Here is a 16590-nt window from a genome sequence, read left to right on the forward strand (position 1 = left end):
CCGGGGGCGATTCCGCCTTACCCGGCCTGCAGATTAATGTGCCTTACTGGCCATGATCTCAATGATCTGCTTGTCGGTTTCCTGCATCGAGCGACACGCCAGCGCACACAGGTTCGTGATAGATTGCTCCACGTTGTGCGCCACAATCCCTTCATTGCCGGTCACAGCGGTGTCATCCAGCGCCATCAGCACCGCTTTCCACGCCGCAGATGCGCTGGTTGAAACTTTCATCGCGCAGCTGTTTGAGGCGCCATCGCAAATCATTCCGCTCACGTCGCCAATCATGCTGCTGATTGCCATCGCGATGGTGTTGTAGCGACCATCAACAATCCACGCCATCCCCGCCGCGGCGCCCATCGCCGCCGTGGTTGCCGCACACAGTGCAGACAAACGCGGAAGCTGATGATGGATGTAGATAGCGCTCAGGTGAGACAACATCAGCGCACGCGCCAATTTCTCTTCATCCGCACCAAAGTGCTCAGCCACCACCATTACCGGAACGGTCGCGGTAATCCCCTGATTACCAGAGCCCGAGTTGCTCATTGCCGGAAGCGTCGCTCCCCCCATTCGCGCATCCGATGCCGCACTGGTGCGGATCAGAATAGAGGTGGAGAGATCGTTCGCCAGCAGGCCACGCGCGCACTGCTTCTCAAGCGTGGTTCCGATGTGCAAGCCCCAGTTACCGCGCAGCCCTTCCTGGGACAGCGCACCGTTCAGTTTCGCCGCATCGAGAATAAAGCGGATTGACTCAAACGGTACCGCGTTCACGAACGCCAGAATCTCTTCCAGCGACGTGTGGGACAATACCGCCAGCGGTGACTCTTGCTCCTCTTCCTGAGCGTTCTGTTCTGTCGTGAACACCACGCCCTTATTGGTCTCAATGTGCACAATGTTGGTATGACCACCAACAATCGTCACGCACGCCCATCCCTCAGCGCTATAAACCTTCGCACGGGAGAAGAGAATGTCCTCGCATGGCTCCTGCAGCATCACCGCGACCTTCCCGGCGGTAAGCATCGCTTTCGCATCGGCAATCGCTTGAGGCGAGGCGTCTTTCAGTACCTCTAAACCGGCGTGGGCATTTCCCCCCAGCGCACCCAGTGCCGCCGCGACAGGCAGCCCAACCATTCCGGTACCCGGCACGGTAACGCCCATGCCGTTTTTCATCAGGTTCGGTGAGACCCACGCATCAATGCGTTCAACCGCGCCGTCCAGCTCAGAGGAGGCGACCGCTGCCGCCAGAGCCAGAGAGATAGGTTCCGTGCAGCCCAGCGCAGGCTTAACTTCTTCCTGCACCGCGCGGATAAAACTATCCCATAATGGATTCAATGTAGTCTCAAACATAACAACAACCTTTGCTCAGATATCTCAGGAAAATGCCAGGAACGGAGAAACGCACAGCAGCAGGCCCGTGACAATAATCAGATACAGGGAAGCGCCTTTGTATTTGTGCAGTGCAGGAACTTTGTAGACCAACCAGGCCGGGATCAGACATCCCACCATGCCGAAGATAGGGCTACAAATAGAAGTGAAGCTCAGTACCGGCGCATTGAGCACAATGGCTCCCCACGCCAGCAGGATAGCGAAAACCATAATGCCGCGCTGAACCAGGGTCTCATTGATTTTCTCGGCTGGCATTTTGCGGCGCAGCACGTTCATCACGATCCCTTGAGTGGCTTCACGGAACCCTAAGTAAACGCCGAAGAAAGCGGTCATTACGGCAAAGATGTTCAGAATAACGCTAACGATTTTCACCCAGCCAGCACCCGCGCCGCTGATAAACTGCGCGGCAATCGCCAGAGCGGAAATGTTCTGCTCATAAGCTTTAACCGCTTCGTCATGGCCCATCGCCAGCGTGAAGGAAACGGCGTAGAAAAAGACGGTCACAAACAGAATACCGAACGCAATATTCATGGCTCGCAGGGCTTTATGGCGTGCCACTTCAATGGATTTATTGCGAGAACGATAGGAGATAACCATCGGGCTTAAAGTCTGAATAAACAGAATCGATGTCAGGGTAAACGGCAGCGTGATAATCGCGTTTTTGATCAGCAGCGCCATCGGCGGCAGTGAACCTACGTTATATAAATGCCACATCCCAACCATCGACACGCCAAGCGCCGCCACCACCAGCAGCTTGGTCAGTACCATACCGGTGGAGATTTTAAAAAGCAGTTTTTGGGGTCTGACGCTCAGTGGAACGAAAACTCACGTTAAGGGATTTTGGTCATGAGATTATCAAAAAGGATCTTCACCTAGATCCTTTTAAATTAAAAATGAAGTTTTAAATCAATCTAAAGTATATATGAGTAAACTTGGTCTGACAGTTACCAATGCTTAATCAGTGAGGCACCTATCTCAGCGATCTGTCTATTTCGTTCATCCATAGTTGCCTGACTCCCCGTCGTGTAGATAACTACGATACGGGAGGGCTTACCATCTGGCCCCAGTGCTGCAATGATACCGCGAGACCCACGCTCACCGGCTCCAGATTTATCAGCAATAAACCAGCCAGCCGGAAGGGCCGAGCGCAGAAGTGGTCCTGCAACTTTATCCGCCTCCATCCAGTCTATTAATTGTTGCCGGGAAGCTAGAGTAAGTAGTTCGCCAGTTAATAGTTTGCGCAACGTTGTTGCCATTGCTGCAGGCATCGTGGTGTCACGCTCGTCGTTTGGTATGGCTTCATTCAGCTCCGGTTCCCAACGATCAAGGCGAGTTACATGATCCCCCATGTTGTGCAAAAAAGCGGTTAGCTCCTTCGGTCCTCCGATCGTTGTCAGAAGTAAGTTGGCAGCAGTGTTATCACTCATGGTTATGGCAGCACTGCATAATTCTCTTACTGTCATGCCATCCGTAAGATGCTTTTCTGTGACTGGTGAGTACTCAACCAAGTCATTCTGAGAATAGTGTATGCGGCGACCGAGTTGCTCTTGCCCGGCGTCAACACGGGATAATACCGCACCACATAGCAGAACTTTAAAAGTGCTCATCATTGGAAAACGTTCTTCGGGGCGAAAACTCTCAAGGATCTTACCGCTGTTGAGATCCAGTTCGATGTAACCCACTCGTGCACCCAACTGATCTTCAGCATCTTTTACTTTCACCAGCGTTTCTGGGTGAGCAAAAACAGGAAGGCAAAATGCCGCAAAAAAGGGAATAAGGGCGACACGAAAATGTTGAATACTCATACTCTTCCTTTTTCAATATTATTGAAGCATTTACCAGGGTTATTGTCTCATGAGCGGATACATATTTGAATGTATTTAGAAAAATAAACAAATAGGGGTTCCGCGCACATTTCCCCGAAAAGTGCCACCTGACGTCTAAGAAACCATTATTATCATGACATTAACCTATAAAAATAGGCGTATCACGAGGCCTGTGGGAGGAAAATAAAGTGTCATCCTAACTACAGGACCCTGCAACGTAGCAATTCCTGCAAAAATCCATTTAAAACAATGACTTATTTCAATTCTGCCATCTGCAAGCGTTTTGTGGGGATGGAGGCCGGAATCATTAAAGTATCATCCTAATTTTCGCTCAACCTTGGAAAATGCTGAGAATCGTAAAAATAAAGTTTCATCCTTTCCGCTACTAGTTCAAGGCTTTCTTCCGGCCGCCGGCAACAACGCTGCTTGGCTGAGGCGATCCACTTGCGCTACCGCTCACTGATCAGATCGAACTTGAACTCGACGAGCAGCCAACCATCAGGCCGAGCGTGATCGCCAAAAAAAACGGATCATGCGAAATCCTTCGTTGAGTTTGGCGCGGGTTTTAGCAAATCAGCTGGCCCGCGATCCGGTTGAGAGTGATCCGAAGCGGTCCTTGACGACCGGCACAAATCGGCCGATTCTGTTGAAAAAGTAGCTTTAGCGGCAGCCTGCCGATCAGGTGTGCCTGCTGTCGAAGTGGCTGCAAGCCACTTCAAGTTGCCTTCCGGCGTTTCACTGAGCGTCCTTGCTCAGGTTTAAGGGTTAATTTGAGGGTTTCTGCTCGTAGCAGGCATACCTATCCCGTCAGCGGTGGCCCTTGAGGCAAAAGCTTGGCCATGCGGCGCAGGTTCTGCACCATCGCAGCCAAGGTGAATTCGTCAGTGGCACCCGTTAGGCCACGCAGTCGTAAACGGTCGAGTTTCATGATCCGTTTGAGGTGGGCGAAAAGCATCTCCACCTTCTTTCGTTCGCAGCGAGAGACGAGGTACTCCGGTGTCTTGGCGATGCGTCGAGCCACGTCGCGGGCAGCCTCATGGATGCTGCGGACGATCTTCCGATTCGGCGTGTTGGGGCAGCATTTCGCTTTCAACGGGCAGGTGGCGCAGTCGGTTTGGCTGGAGCGGTAAATGACGGTTTTGGCCTTAGTTACCCGCGACCTTTGCTGGGTGAAGGCGCGCCATTCACTGCGTAGCGGTTTGCCGGCTGGGCAGCGATATTCATTGGCGTCCTGACTCCAGTGAAAGTCGTTACTGGAGAGGCTGTCGTCCTTGCGCTCGGTCTTGTCCCACACCGGCACATGCGGTTCGATGTCCTTTTCTTCGACCATCCAGGCCAGCATCGGGGCGGTGCCATAAGCGGTATCGCCGATAAGGCGTTCCGGTGTGAGATCGAACTGCGCCTCGACACGCTCGACCATCGTCCTAGTCGAATCGACTTCGGCGGTACGGTGCGCCGGGGTAGCTTCCACGTCCATGATCACACCGTGCTCAGTGTCGATCAGGTAATTCGTGGAGTAGGCAAAAAAGGCCGGGCCACCTGGCGCTGCTGTCCAACGGGACTGAGGATCAGTGAGCGAAATTTTCTTGGGAAGAGCCTCAGCCAGCGCCTCTTCATCAAGGGCTTCGAGGTACTCGCGCACTGCGCGGCTGCTGAGCTTTGGATCGTTCCAATCGACCTCATCTCCCGCCACCCCACGTTGCCGGCTGGCATCCGCCTTAATGATGCTGGCGTCGACGGCGAAACCTTCACCCTTGACTAGGCCGGCTGCCATGCAGCGCCGCAGCACCTCATTGAATAACCAGCGGAATAGATCGCTGTCACGAAAACGCCCATGGCGATTCTTCGAGAAGGTCGAGTGATTGGGGACTTCGTCTTCCAGACCCAACCGGCAGAACCAGCGATAGGCCAGGTTCAGGTGCACCTCTTCGCACAATCGCCGCTCGGAACGAATGCCATAGCAGTAGCCGACGACCAGCATGCGCACCATCAACTCCGGGTCAATCGAGGGACGCCCGATGGGGCTATAGAAATCTGCCAGGTAGGCACGTAGATCACTGAGATCCAAGCACTGGTCGATGCTGCGCAGGAGATGTTGGGCCGGGACGTGATCTTCCAGATTGAACGAGTAGAACAGGCGCTGCTGTCCTCCCGGTAACTGTCCCATCATGCTGTTCGCCCCCACGCTCGCTGACAAAGCAATTTTGCCAACGGCATGGGGAGGCCGCTACTTTTTCAACAGAATCGGCCGCACACAGCCATTCGGCTCAACAGAACCCTGCCTTTACCCCACCAAACTCCGGAAACTCGCCCGGTAGTCCGTCGGCTTGAGATGCACATGTTGGCTGAGGTCGCCGGGTAGCGTGAACAGGCGCGGACCGTCCCGAAACTGGAACACGCGATACAGATGGAATTGATCGCCCGCCTCCTTGGAGAATTCGAGTTCGTTGTGGCTGACCAAGAAAGACGAGCCTACCCCGCCATTGGTGGTTTTCACCTCGATGAAGCGCTCATGGGCGTCCTCTTCGAACGACAGGATGTCGAACCCCGCACCGTCTCCCTGGGTGTCGGACACCCAATCCAGCCGCTGAAAAAGCTCTGGGTGGCCGAGCTCGGTCAGGCGTTGCTGTTCGTAGCCAATCACCCACTGCTCCCCTGCCCGGCCCAGCTTGCGGTTGGCTTCATCGCGAGCGGCATAATCGAACTTTCGCGGTAGGCGTTGCCGTAGAGATGCCGGGGTACGCACAAGCACTTCACGGGCGGGTGGTTCTACCAAAGCCGCTCGGTAGGTTTTGTCACCCGGAAGTTTTACCTCCTCCAGGGCATCGACAAGAGCGCCGACCGTCTGCTGATGTTCCAGAACGTAGGCGTGTACGGATTTACGCAGCAGCAGTTGGCTGTTGCCGCGTGGCTTGTAGCCGTTGATATAGGGCAGGCCCAGGGCATCGAGTACGGCGCTAATGTTCTGGTGCTTGAGCTCGACTGAAGACTTGCTGCGACCGTTCAGCAGTTGGCGCAGTGCCTGGTTGTGCTCGGACTTGTGGTACGGCTCCCCAGCCGCCTCGGCACGCAGCATGTCGAAATAGTCTTCGACCGTGGCCAGGACCTCTTCTTCGGACCAGTCTTCGCCGATGCGAATGATGCGAAACCCGAGCCGCGTCAGCGCCGGAACGACGGTCGTCTCGCCACCGGAGAAGCTGTCAGCAGTGAGCGGGCCCTGCTCGGGAAATTGCTTGCCGAAGGCCACACCGGCGATGGCCTTGGAATCGCAATCGGTGCCGGTCTTCGGATCACGTACCAGGAAGTCGCGGGACTTGCCGTAGCCGTGGCGCGCCAGGAATTTCGTGCGGCCCAGTTGCACGAACTCATCGATGGCAGCCTGCACGGCGGCGGGGCTTCGAAGCTGGGAGAGTTGAGACACAGGGTCCTTCCTTACTGTCATGGTGTGCCGGGAACCGCCGAGCCACGAGATTATGAGTAGCCCCTGAACAGAAACGTCACGATAAAAGCCGTGAACGCCACCAGGCCCATTAAATCCCTTGCGTATTTGCAGCCCGTGCTGTCCAAACCTGTACCAGGTCCGATCAACACGCTCCAACCATTGAGGTACGAAAACACCGCCTGACCGAACAAAAAATGCGTGATAGCCGCCGCAGCCATGACGCCGGAATCGTCAGACAGGCTGTAGCTGTTGACCATTGCCCTGTACGCCTGCATCTGAAATGGCTATTGCCCTGATGGGAGCCGGCTTTTCAGCCACCGACACCAGCGATGCCGTCAATATTCTTTACCCGATAACCATGACCGTACAAGCTAACAAGGCCTGGCAAGCCAGCGGACTTAAAAAGTCTTTTTTTCTACCATCCCACAAAAAAGTTCGTGGTGGAGAAAAGATAAGCTATGCAAGGCTTTAGGAGACGTGGTTTTTCAGGATGACGAAGAACGATTCGGCGCTAGGTGCAACATAGGTGCATCGCACGAGCGCTAGGAACGGCGAAAAAAGGCGGACGTGGCGAAATCGGTAGACGCAGCAGACTTTAAAATTGGAGTGCCCGCGGGGAAATCCGCGGAGTAGAACCGCTCAAAGTCGGGGAACGCTAACGGGCAATACCCTAAGCCAATCCCGAGCCAAGCCCCTTCGGGGGAAGGTGTAGAGACTGGACGGGCGGCGCCTAAAGCCTTCGGGCAATGGCGAAGGGACAGTCCAGACCACGAACGTCATCAGACGGCGGCGAAAGTCGAGGTGGTACGAAAATCTGCTTCTCTGTGAGAGTACGGGTTCGAGTCCCGTCGTCCGCACCACAAAGCCAAACATCCCTGCGATGATCGACCTCTGGGCGTTTGGTCGTGAGCCCGCCACCCTCGCGCTACGCTTTGCGCAGGCGTCGAAGGCGATCAGGTGCGCCCATCGATTCCGTCGAGCACCATCGCTGCGAGTTCATCGCTGGTGTGTGCACCACTATCGAGAACACGGGTTGTGCATGGAAGCCGTTCCCTTGCGGCCAAGCATCGGGCGACATTCGCTAATCGCCACTCTCGAATCTCCGCATTTCGATTCGGGTCAGGATGCATGGTCTGGTTCGCGATCCGGTGACGCAATAGGTCCTCGTTGAGCGTCAGAAAGATGTGCAGCAGCTGATCGTCGATCCGCCTTACCCCGTCGAGTATCTCAGTCAGATAGTCCGGGTGCACGAGCGTCATTGGGATGATGATGTCCTGCGAGTAATTCCTTCGAATCTCCCTGACCGCCGCGATCGTAAGTCCCCTCCACAAGGGGAGATCCTGATAGTCTCCGCTCGCTGGCATGGGGACCGTTTCTTTCACCACGAACCCGATTTCCTCGGGGTCAAAGATCAGCGATTTGGAACGCCGATCGCGCAGCCGCTTAGCGAGCGTCGTCTTTCCGGCGCCGAAAGGTCCGTTGATCCAGATTATCATTGTCGACGGCCTCTAACCTGAAGGCTCGCAAGAGCGCTCGACGGCCTCGTGCGGAGGCACGATCGGAGTGGTTCCGAAATGCTTCTCAAGATAGGTGACGCCGAACGTCACGATGTCCTGCGCGTCGAACAGGTAGCACTGAGCAAAGCCCACGACACCTTCTCGATGGCGACCGAGCTTCACGTAAGCATTTGCTATAGTTTCAACCGCATCCGGCTTTCCTTCGATAGCAAAGCAATCGAGAATGCCGTTTGAATCGTAATCCGATGCCGTTTTCCAGGCGACTTCACCGTCTCTTCCAAGCATCGGCATCTCATACGTCACCCACCGTTTGTTGGGGATATCGGCAACCGCCTCGGCGTAGTGCAATGCGGTAACGGAGTTTAGCGGCGCACCCAACAGCAGGGCCTTCCCGCCAAGGCGAACGAACCGCTCGACGGGCGATCCTTCCCCCAAGGCGTGACCGAGTTCGTGAGGCTCCGTCAGCGTTTCAGCCAGCGGACCAACCGCGACCATCGATGCATCGGGGTGCGCGCTGCGCCGCGCGCCGGGGGCTTGAACCAGAAATTGATTCAGCAGGCCGAACCCACGGTAAGTCCCGGCTGTTGCGGGATCGAACGGCAGCCAGGTACGGCGGGCTTCGTCATCCAGCCGAGCGCCATTCAGAGTCTCCTCGTAGGGTGATCGGTCCCACGACGCGTATCCCATCACAGTGCCAGTCGGCCCAACCGCGGAGCGTAACGCGGCAACGACCGTCTCCGCTCCTCCTTCGACCGGACCAATCGCTTTAAGTGAGGCATGCACCATCAAGAGGTCACCGGTTTGGACTCCGAGTTTTTGAAGCGCCTCCGTTATTGCCTTCCGCGTATGCATCGCGATATCTCCTCTAAACTGCAAAACACTATACGGGGTCTGACGCTCAGTGGAACGAAAACTCACGTTAAGGGATTTTGGTCATGAGATTATCAAAAAGGATCTTCACCTAGATCCTTTTAAATTAAAAATGAAGTTTTAAATCAATCTAAAGTATATATGAGTAAACGGCACTGTTGCAAATAGTCGGTGGTGATAAACTTATCATCCCCTTTTGCTGATGGAGCTGCACATGAACCCATTCAAAGGCCGGCATTTTCAGCGTGACATCATTCTGTGGGCCGTACGCTGGTACTGCAAATACGGCATCAGTTACCGTGAGCTGCAGGAGATGCTGGCTGAACGCGGAGTGAATGTCGATCACTCCACGATTTACCGCTGGGTTCAGCGTTATGCGCCTGAAATGGAAAAACGGCTGCGCTGGTACTGGCGTAACCCTTCCGATCTTTGCCCGTGGCACATGGATGAAACCTACGTGAAGGTCAATGGCCGCTGGGCGTATCTGTACCGGGCCGTCGACAGCCGGGGCCGCACTGTCGATTTTTATCTCTCCTCCCGTCGTAACAGCAAAGCTGCATACCGGTTTCTGGGTAAAATCCTCAACAACGTGAAGAAGTGGCAGATCCCGCGATTCATCAACACGGATAAAGCGCCCGCCTATGGTCGCGCGCTTGCTCTGCTCAAACGCGAAGGCCGGTGCCCGTCTGACGTTGAACACCGACAGATTAAGTACCGGAACAACGTGATTGAATGCGATCATGGCAAACTGAAACGGATAATCGGCGCCACGCTGGGATTTAAATCCATGAAGACGGCTTACGCCACCATCAAAGGTATTGAGGTGATGCGTGCACTACGCAAAGGCCAGGCCTCAGCATTTTATTATGGTGATCCCCTGGGCGAAATGCGCCTGGTAAGCAGAGTTTTTGAAATGTAAGGCCTTTGAATAAGACAAAAGGCTGCCTCATCGCTAACTTTGCAACAGTGCCCCCTCGGCTACCACCTCCATTGTCGTTTTCAGAAGACGGCTGCACTGAACGTCAGAAGCCGACTGCACTATAGCAGCGGAGGGGTTGGATCCATCAGGCAACGACGGGCTGCTGCCGGCCATCAGCGGACGCAGGGAGGACTTTCCGCAACCGGCCGTTCGATGCGGCACCGATGGCCTTCGCGCAGGGGTAGTGAATCCGCCAGGATTGACTTGCGCTGCCCTACCTCTCACTAGTGAGGGGCGGCAGCGCATCAAGCGGTGAGCGCACTCCGGCACCGCCAACTTTCAGCACATGCGTGTAAATCATCGTCGTAGAGACGTCGGAATGGCCGAGCAGATCCTGCACGGTTCGAATGTCGTAACCGCTGCGGAGCAAGGCCGTCGCGAACGAGTGGCGGAGGGTGTGCGGTGTGGCGGGCTTCGTGATGCCTGCTTGTTCTACGGCACGTTTGAAGGCGCGCTGAAAGGTCTGGTCATACATGTGATGGCGACGCACGACACCGCTCCGTGGATCGGTCGAATGCGTGTGCTGCGCAAAAACCCAGAACCACGGCCAGGAATGCCCGGCGCGCGGATACTTCCGCTCAAGGGCGTCGGGAAGCGCAACGCCGCTGCGGCCCTCGGCCTGGTCCTTCAGCCACCATGCCCGTGCACGCGACAGCTGCTCGCGCAGGCTGGGTGCCAAGCTCTCGGGTAACATCAAGGCCCGATCCTTGGAGCCCTTGCCCTCCCGCACGATGATCGTGCCGTGATCGAAATCCAGATCCTTGACCCGCAGTTGCAAACCCTCACTGATCCGCATGCCCGTTCCATACAGAAGCTGGGCGAACAAACGATGCTCGCCTTCCAGAAAACCGAGGATGCGAACCACTTCATCCGGGGTCAGCACCACCGGCAAGCGCCGCGACGGCCGAGGTCTTCCGATCTCCTGAAGCCAGGGCAGATCCGTGCACAGCACCTTGCCGTAGAAGAACAGCAAGGCCGCCAATGCCTGACGATGCGTGGAGACCGAAACCTTGCGCTCGTTCGCCAGCCAGGACAGAAATGCCTCGACTTCGCTGCTGCCCAAGGTTGCCGGGTGACGCACACCGTGGAAACGGATGAAGGCACGAACCCAGTGGACATAAGCCTGTTCGGTTGGTAAGCTGTAATGCAAGTAGCGTATGCGCTCACGCAACTGGTCCAGAACCTTGACCGAACGCAGCGGTGGTAACGGCGCAGTGGCGGTTTTCATGGCTTGTTATGACTGTTTTTTTGTACAGTCTATGCCTCGGGCATCCAAGCAGCAAGCGCGTTACGCCGTGGGTCGATGTTTGATGTTATGGAGCAGCAACGATGTTACGCAGCAGGGCAGTCGCCCTAAAACAAAGTTAGCCATATGAACTCGGAATCAGTACGCATTTATCTCGTTGCTGCGATGGGAGCCAATCGGGTTATTGGCAATGGTCCTAATATCCCCTGGAAAATTCCGGGTGAGCAGAAGATTTTTCGCAGACTCACTGAGGGAAAAGTCGTTGTCATGGGGCGAAAGACCTTTGAGTCTATCGGCAAGCCTCTACCGAACCGTCACACATTGGTAATCTCACGCCAAGCTAACTACCGCGCCACTGGCTGCGTAGTTGTTTCAACGCTGTCGCACGCTATCGCTTTGGCATCCGAACTCGGCAATGAACTCTACGTCGCGGGCGGAGCTGAGATATACACTCTGGCACTACCTCACGCCCACGGCGTGTTTCTATCTGAGGTACATCAAACCTTCGAGGGTGACGCCTTCTTCCCAATGCTCAACGAAACAGAATTCGAGCTTGTCTCAACCGAAACCATTCAAGCTGTAATTCCGTACACCCACTCCGTTTATGCGCGTCGAAACGGCTAACCATTCCGTCAACGGGACGCCAAAATGCTGCGCATTTTGGTTCCCTCCGCTGCGCTCCGGCTCTCGTTACGTCCAACGTTAGCACCACTGAAACCCAGCTTTATTTAGCTCATGTTTATTCAAACGGCATTTAGCTTTTCAGGCGTTATTCAGTGCCTGTTTTGCCTTTTTTCCGGGCTTCGCCTGCATGGGCTGCGCAGGTTTTCAGTCTTTTTGGCCTCTAGCCCTTGCGTAGCAAGCGCAAGCAGCTATCGTTTTTGCAGTGCTGTGCCGCCTCGGTGGCGCAGCGTTTTTTCACGGTTAGCGCCCGTCGCCAAATTCAAGTTATCCGTTTTGGCTTCTGGTTCTAACATTTCGGTCAAGCCGACCCGCATTCTGCGGTCGGCTTACCTCGCCCGTTAGACATCATGAGGGAAGCGGTGACCATCGAAATTTCGAACCAACTATCAGAGGTGCTAAGCGTCATTGAGCGCCATCTGGAATCAACGTTGCTGGCCGTGCATTTGTACGGCTCCGCAGTGGATGGCGGCCTGAAGCCATACAGCGATATTGATTTGTTGGTTACTGTGGCCGTAAAGCTTGATGAAACGACGCGGCGAGCATTGCTCAATGATCTTATGGAGGCTTCGGCTTTCCCTGGCGAGAGCGAGACGCTCCGCGCTATAGAAGTCACCCTTGTCGTGCATGACGACATCATCCCGTGGCGTTATCCGGCTAAGCGCGAGCTGCAATTTGGAGAATGGCAGCGCAATGACATTCTTGCGGGTATCTTCGAGCCAGCCATGATCGACATTGATCTAGCTATCCTGCTTACAAAAGCAAGAGAACATAGCGTTGCCTTGGTAGGTCCGGCAGCGGAGGAATTCTTTGACCCGGTTCCTGAACAGGATCTATTCGAGGCGCTGAGGGAAACCTTGAAGCTATGGAACTCGCAGCCCGACTGGGCCGGCGATGAGCGAAATGTAGTGCTTACGTTGTCCCGCATTTGGTACAGCGCAATAACCGGCAAAATCGCGCCGAAGGATGTCGCTGCCGACTGGGCAATAAAACGCCTACCTGCCCAGTATCAGCCCGTCTTACTTGAAGCTAAGCAAGCTTATCTGGGACAAAAAGAAGATCACTTGGCCTCACGCGCAGATCACTTGGAAGAATTTATTCGCTTTGTGAAAGGCGAGATCATCAAGTCAGTTGGTAAATGATGTCTAACAATTCGTTCAAGCCGACCGCGCTACGCGCGGCGGCTTAACTCCGGCGTTAGATGCACTAAGCACATAATTGCTCACAGCCAAACTATCAGGTCAAGTCTGCTTTTATTATTTTTAAGCGTGCATAATAAGCCCTACACAAATTGGGAGATATATCATGAAAGGCTGGCTTTTTCTTGTTATCGCAATAGTTGGCGAAGTAATCGCAACATCCGCATTAAAATCTAGCGAGGGCTTTACTAAGCTTGCCCCTTCCGCCGTTGTCATAATCGGTTATGGCATCGCATTTTATTTTCTTTCTCTGGTTCTGAAATCCATCCCTGTCGGTGTTGCTTATGCAGTCTGGTCGGGACTCGGCGTCGTCATAATTACAGCCATTGCCTGGTTGCTTCATGGGCAAAAGCTTGATGCGTGGGGCTTTGTAGGTATGGGGCTCATAATTGCTGCCTTTTTGCTCGCCCGATCCCCATCGTGGAAGTCGCTGCGGAGGCCGACGCCATGGTGACGGTGTTCGGCATTCTGAATCTCACCGAGGACTCCTTCTTCGATGAGAGCCGGCGGCTAGACCCCGCCGGCGCTGTCACCGCGGCGATCGAAATGCTGCGAGTCGGATCAGACGTCGTGGATGTCGGACCGGCCGCCAGCCATCCGGACGCGAGGCCTGTATCGCCGGCCGATGAGATCAGACGTATTGCGCCGCTCTTAGACGCCCTGTCCGATCAGATGCACCGTGTTTCAATCGACAGCTTCCAACCGGAAACCCAGCGCTATGCGCTCAAGCGCGGCGTGGGCTACCTGAACGATATCCAAGGATTTCCTGACCCTGCGCTCTATCCCGATATTGCTGAGGCGGACTGCAGGCTGGTGGTTATGCACTCAGCGCAGCGGGATGGCATCGCCACCCGCACCGGTCACCTTCGACCCGAAGACGCGCTCGACGAGATTGTGCGGTTCTTCGAGGCGCGGGTTTCCGCCTTGCGACGGAGCGGGGTCGCTGCCGACCGGCTCATCCTCGATCCGGGGATGGGATTTTTCTTGAGCCCCGCACCGGAAACATCGCTGCACGTGCTGTCGAACCTTCAAAAGCTGAAGTCGGCGTTGGGGCTTCCGCTATTGGTCTCGGTGTCGCGGAAATCCTTCTTGGGCGCCACCGTTGGCCTTCCTGTAAAGGATCTGGGTCCAGCGAGCCTTGCGGCGGAACTTCACGCGATCGGCAATGGCGCTGACTACGTCCGCACCCACGCGCCTGGAGATCTGCGAAGCGCAATCACCTTCTCGGAAACCCTCGCGAAATTTCGCAGTCGCGACGCCAGAGACCGAGGGTTAGATCATGCCTAGCATTCACCTTCCGGCCGCCCGCTAAATATCTCCTTTTGGGTTGTTAATAAAACATCCAATAAGTTGACTGTGCGTGAAAAAGAAAGTTTTGTGTGATGGCGTTGAAGATCGCACCGTTAAGCTCTTATGTGGGATGGTGCAGAGCTCGACGACTACCGATAAAACGCAACCGCCGCAAACAGACAAGAAAAAGCCCCAACTGATAACAGTTGGGGCTTCAGTATTGTGATTGGTGGAGCAATAGCACCCTGAACCCAAAACCTTCTCGCTCAACCGGTAGTGGCTGATAACAACTCGTGAGGGCTATTGCGGGTTAAGCATTTAGCGATGTCTAGGGCCAGACTGGACGTCTGAACGCAAGCCGCTGATACTGTACATAACCACAGTATCAGCGGAGGATACCCATGTCGCTGGCAAGGAACGCCACGGCGAGTCAATCGCCCACTCAAACAAACGGTTACGAACGCCACCAACCCGACCAGACGCTGCTCTACCAGCTGGTTGAGCAGCACTACCCAGCCTTCAAAGCCTCACTCGAAGCCCAAGGTCAACACCTGCCTCGCTACATCCAACAAGAATTCAACGACCTCCTCCAATGTGGCCGTCTGGAGTATGGTTTCATGCGGGTTCGCTGCGAGGATTGTCATCACGAGCGTCTGGTCGCCTTCAGCTGTAAACGACGCGGCTTTTGCCCTAGCTGCGGTGCCCGCCGGATGGCCGAGAGTGCGGCGCTGCTGATAGACGAAGTCTTCCCCAAGGAGCCCATTCGCCAGTGGGTGCTCAGCTTTCCTTTCCAGCTACGCTTTTTGCTGGCTCGCCATCCCCAGCTGATGGGCCAGGTCTTGAGTATCGTCTATCGTACACTCTCAACTCATCTGATCAAAAAAGCCGGTTACACCAAAGCCTCTGCACAAACTGGCTCAGTGACTCTTATCCAACGCTTTGGCTCCGCGCTAAATCTCAATGTCCACTACCACATGCTGTTTCTCGATGGTGTCTATGCCGAAGATGACTATGGCAAGCAACGCTTCCATCGTGTCAAGGCACCCACTTACGATGAGCTGAATACGCTCGCTCACACCCTCAGCCATCGCATCGCTCGCTGCATGGAAAAGCGTGGGATTTTGGAGCGTGATGCCGAGAATACGTGGTTGACACTGGAAGAGGGCGAAGACGATACGCTGACTCAATTACATGGTGCTTCGGTTACGTATCGCATTGCCGTCGGCCCCCAGCAAGGGCGCAAAGTCTTCACCCTGCAAACCTTGCCAGGGCGTGAGGATAAAGCCGACTCAAGCAGTCGAGTAGCCAACCATGCTGGTTTCTCGCTACACGCCGGTGTGATGGCCGAAGCGCATCAGCGGGATAAGCTTGAGCGCTTGTGTCGCTACATTAGTCGGCCAGCGGTTTCAGAAAAACGTCTGGCATTAACCGCCAATGGGCAGGTGCGTTACGAGCTCAAAACTCCGTACCGCAATGGCACCACCCATGTGATCTTCGAGCCGCTGGACTTCATCGCCAAACTCGCTGCGTTGGTACCTAAGCCGCGAGTCAACCTCACACGCTTCCACGGCGTCTTTGCACCGAACAGCAAACACCGAGTTCAAGTAACACCCGCCAAGCGGGGCAAGAAGCCCGACAAATCGGAAGGTCTCGATACTAACTGGCGTGACAAGAGTCCTGCAGAGCGCCACCGCGCCATGACCTGGATGCAACGCCTCAAGCGAGTCTTCAATATTGATATTGAAGTCTGCGAACACTGCGGCGGTCACGTCAAAGTGATTGCCAGCATCGAAGATCCGAAGGTCATTGAGCAGATTCTCAAGCATCTGAAACAGAAAACAGCCAAGGCGAATGCCGCCAAGCAGCGTGAGCTGCCACCAGAACGAGCGCCGCCACTGACTCCCAGCCTGTTCGATCCATCACAGAGTCGTCTCTTTGACTGACGACCCCAAATCCAACACTGCTCAACACTGCCAACTTTTAAACGGGGCGGTGGGGCAGTTTGTATCTCTCGAGCTATCAGGCTAGAGATTTTACCGCCAAATCGAACCTTATTAGAGCGGTTTAGGCTGGACCGGCAGTTAAAATTGGGGCTTGAGCGGTAAACGAGTGAGGGAATTTCAGGTAAGATACTTCGGATGAGGAGCAAAAAGGTGG

At 55.0% G+C, this 16590-nt stretch carries 15 protein-coding genes and 2 pseudogenes; 8 read left to right on the forward strand and 9 right to left on the reverse strand.

The features are described 5' to 3' along the window. Nucleotides 1-33 precede the first annotated feature (33 nt). The 6 genes and pseudogenes from GPJ68_RS21770 to GPJ68_RS21795 form a co-directional block, all read right to left on the reverse strand. On the reverse strand, nucleotides 34-1344 hold the full coding sequence (locus GPJ68_RS21770) for a serine dehydratase subunit alpha family protein (protein ID WP_016154627.1): 1311 nt from the start codon (nucleotides 1342-1344) through the stop codon (nucleotides 34-36). Between the two features lie 24 nt (nucleotides 1345-1368). Further along, a pseudogene (locus tag GPJ68_RS21775) lies at nucleotides 1369-2187 on the reverse strand (hypothetical protein); the annotation flags it as partial. A 140-nt stretch (nucleotides 2188-2327) separates the two neighbouring features. Further along, on the reverse strand, nucleotides 2328-3188 hold the full coding sequence (locus tag GPJ68_RS21780; RefSeq protein WP_000027057.1) for a broad-spectrum class A beta-lactamase TEM-1: 861 nt from the start codon (nucleotides 3186-3188) through the stop codon (nucleotides 2328-2330). Between the two features lie 820 nt (nucleotides 3189-4008). Then, nucleotides 4009-5379 carry an IS1182-like element ISCfr1 family transposase gene (locus GPJ68_RS21785; RefSeq protein ID WP_000971921.1) on the reverse strand — a complete coding sequence of 457 codons (1371 nt, stop codon included), beginning with the start codon at nucleotides 5377-5379 and terminating at the stop codon, nucleotides 4009-4011. 114 nt (nucleotides 5380-5493) lie between these two features. Beyond that, a complete protein-coding gene (locus GPJ68_RS21790; RefSeq protein WP_000080861.1) occupies nucleotides 5494-6630 on the reverse strand; it encodes a DUF3883 domain-containing protein in 1137 nt (378 codons plus the stop codon). A gap of 50 nt (nucleotides 6631-6680) precedes the next feature. Further along, a complete protein-coding gene (locus GPJ68_RS21795; protein WP_000248278.1) occupies nucleotides 6681-6908 on the reverse strand; it encodes a hypothetical protein in 228 nt (75 codons plus the stop codon). Between the two features lie 23 nt (nucleotides 6909-6931). Between GPJ68_RS21795 and GPJ68_RS21800 the strand changes: the two genes are divergently transcribed. Further along, nucleotides 6932-7123 carry a hypothetical protein gene (locus GPJ68_RS21800; protein ID WP_000951934.1) on the forward strand — a complete coding sequence of 64 codons (192 nt, stop codon included), beginning with the start codon at nucleotides 6932-6934 and terminating at the stop codon, nucleotides 7121-7123. A gap of 481 nt (nucleotides 7124-7604) precedes the next feature. On the opposite strand, the gene GPJ68_RS21805 is transcribed toward GPJ68_RS21800, so the two are convergent. Further along, nucleotides 7605-8147, reverse strand: coding sequence for an AAA family ATPase (locus GPJ68_RS21805; RefSeq protein ID WP_000587837.1), 543 nt, complete (start codon nucleotides 8145-8147; stop codon nucleotides 7605-7607). A gap of 12 nt (nucleotides 8148-8159) precedes the next feature. Next, nucleotides 8160-9020: an aminoglycoside N-acetyltransferase AAC(3)-IId gene (gene aac(3)-IId, locus GPJ68_RS21810; RefSeq protein WP_000557454.1), complete on the reverse strand. Its 861-nt coding sequence runs from the start codon at nucleotides 9018-9020 to the stop codon at nucleotides 8160-8162. A gap of 232 nt (nucleotides 9021-9252) precedes the next feature. Between aac(3)-IId and GPJ68_RS21815 the strand changes: the two genes are divergently transcribed. Continuing rightward, on the forward strand, nucleotides 9253-9957 hold the full coding sequence (locus GPJ68_RS21815) for an IS6-like element IS26 family transposase (RefSeq protein WP_001067855.1): 705 nt from the start codon (nucleotides 9253-9255) through the stop codon (nucleotides 9955-9957). A gap of 274 nt (nucleotides 9958-10231) precedes the next feature. Here GPJ68_RS21815 and intI1 read toward each other — a convergent pair whose 3' ends face one another. Then, a complete protein-coding gene (intI1, locus tag GPJ68_RS21820) occupies nucleotides 10232-11245 on the reverse strand; it encodes a class 1 integron integrase IntI1 (RefSeq protein WP_000845039.1) in 1014 nt (337 codons plus the stop codon). A 144-nt stretch (nucleotides 11246-11389) separates the two neighbouring features. On the opposite strand from intI1, the gene dfrA12 reads away from it, so the two are divergent. The 6 genes and pseudogenes from dfrA12 (at nucleotide 11390) to GPJ68_RS21850 (ending at nucleotide 16376) form a co-directional block, all read left to right on the forward strand. Then, the gene (gene dfrA12 / locus GPJ68_RS21825; RefSeq protein WP_001083725.1) at nucleotides 11390-11887 is read left to right on the forward strand and encodes a trimethoprim-resistant dihydrofolate reductase DfrA12; all 498 of its coding nucleotides are present in this window, start codon (nucleotides 11390-11392) and stop codon (nucleotides 11885-11887) included. Between the two features lie 111 nt (nucleotides 11888-11998). Then, nucleotides 11999-12289 (forward strand): DUF1010 domain-containing protein, encoded by a 291-nt coding sequence (locus tag GPJ68_RS21830; protein WP_001336345.1) that lies wholly within the window; start codon nucleotides 11999-12001, stop codon nucleotides 12287-12289. Between the two features lie 5 nt (nucleotides 12290-12294). Further along, nucleotides 12295-13133 (forward strand): annotated as a pseudogene (locus GPJ68_RS21835) (AadA family aminoglycoside 3''-O-nucleotidyltransferase). A gap of 116 nt (nucleotides 13134-13249) precedes the next feature. Further along, nucleotides 13250-13597, forward strand: coding sequence for a quaternary ammonium compound efflux SMR transporter QacE delta 1 (locus GPJ68_RS21840; protein WP_000679427.1), 348 nt, complete (start codon nucleotides 13250-13252; stop codon nucleotides 13595-13597). Continuing rightward, nucleotides 13591-14430, forward strand: coding sequence for a sulfonamide-resistant dihydropteroate synthase Sul1 (gene sul1, locus GPJ68_RS21845; RefSeq protein ID WP_000259031.1), 840 nt, complete (start codon nucleotides 13591-13593; stop codon nucleotides 14428-14430). The genes GPJ68_RS21840 and sul1 overlap by 7 nt, the downstream gene beginning before the upstream one ends. Nucleotides 14431-14834: 404 nt before the next feature. After that, complete coding sequence (locus GPJ68_RS21850; RefSeq protein ID WP_000050481.1) at nucleotides 14835-16376, forward strand: IS91-like element ISCR1 family transposase; 1542 nt, start codon at nucleotides 14835-14837, stop codon at nucleotides 16374-16376. Nucleotides 16377-16590 lie beyond the last annotated feature (214 nt).

This window comes from Citrobacter sp. 172116965, assembly GCF_013458095.1.
Classification (GTDB): Bacteria; Pseudomonadota; Gammaproteobacteria; order Enterobacterales; family Enterobacteriaceae; genus Citrobacter; species Citrobacter braakii.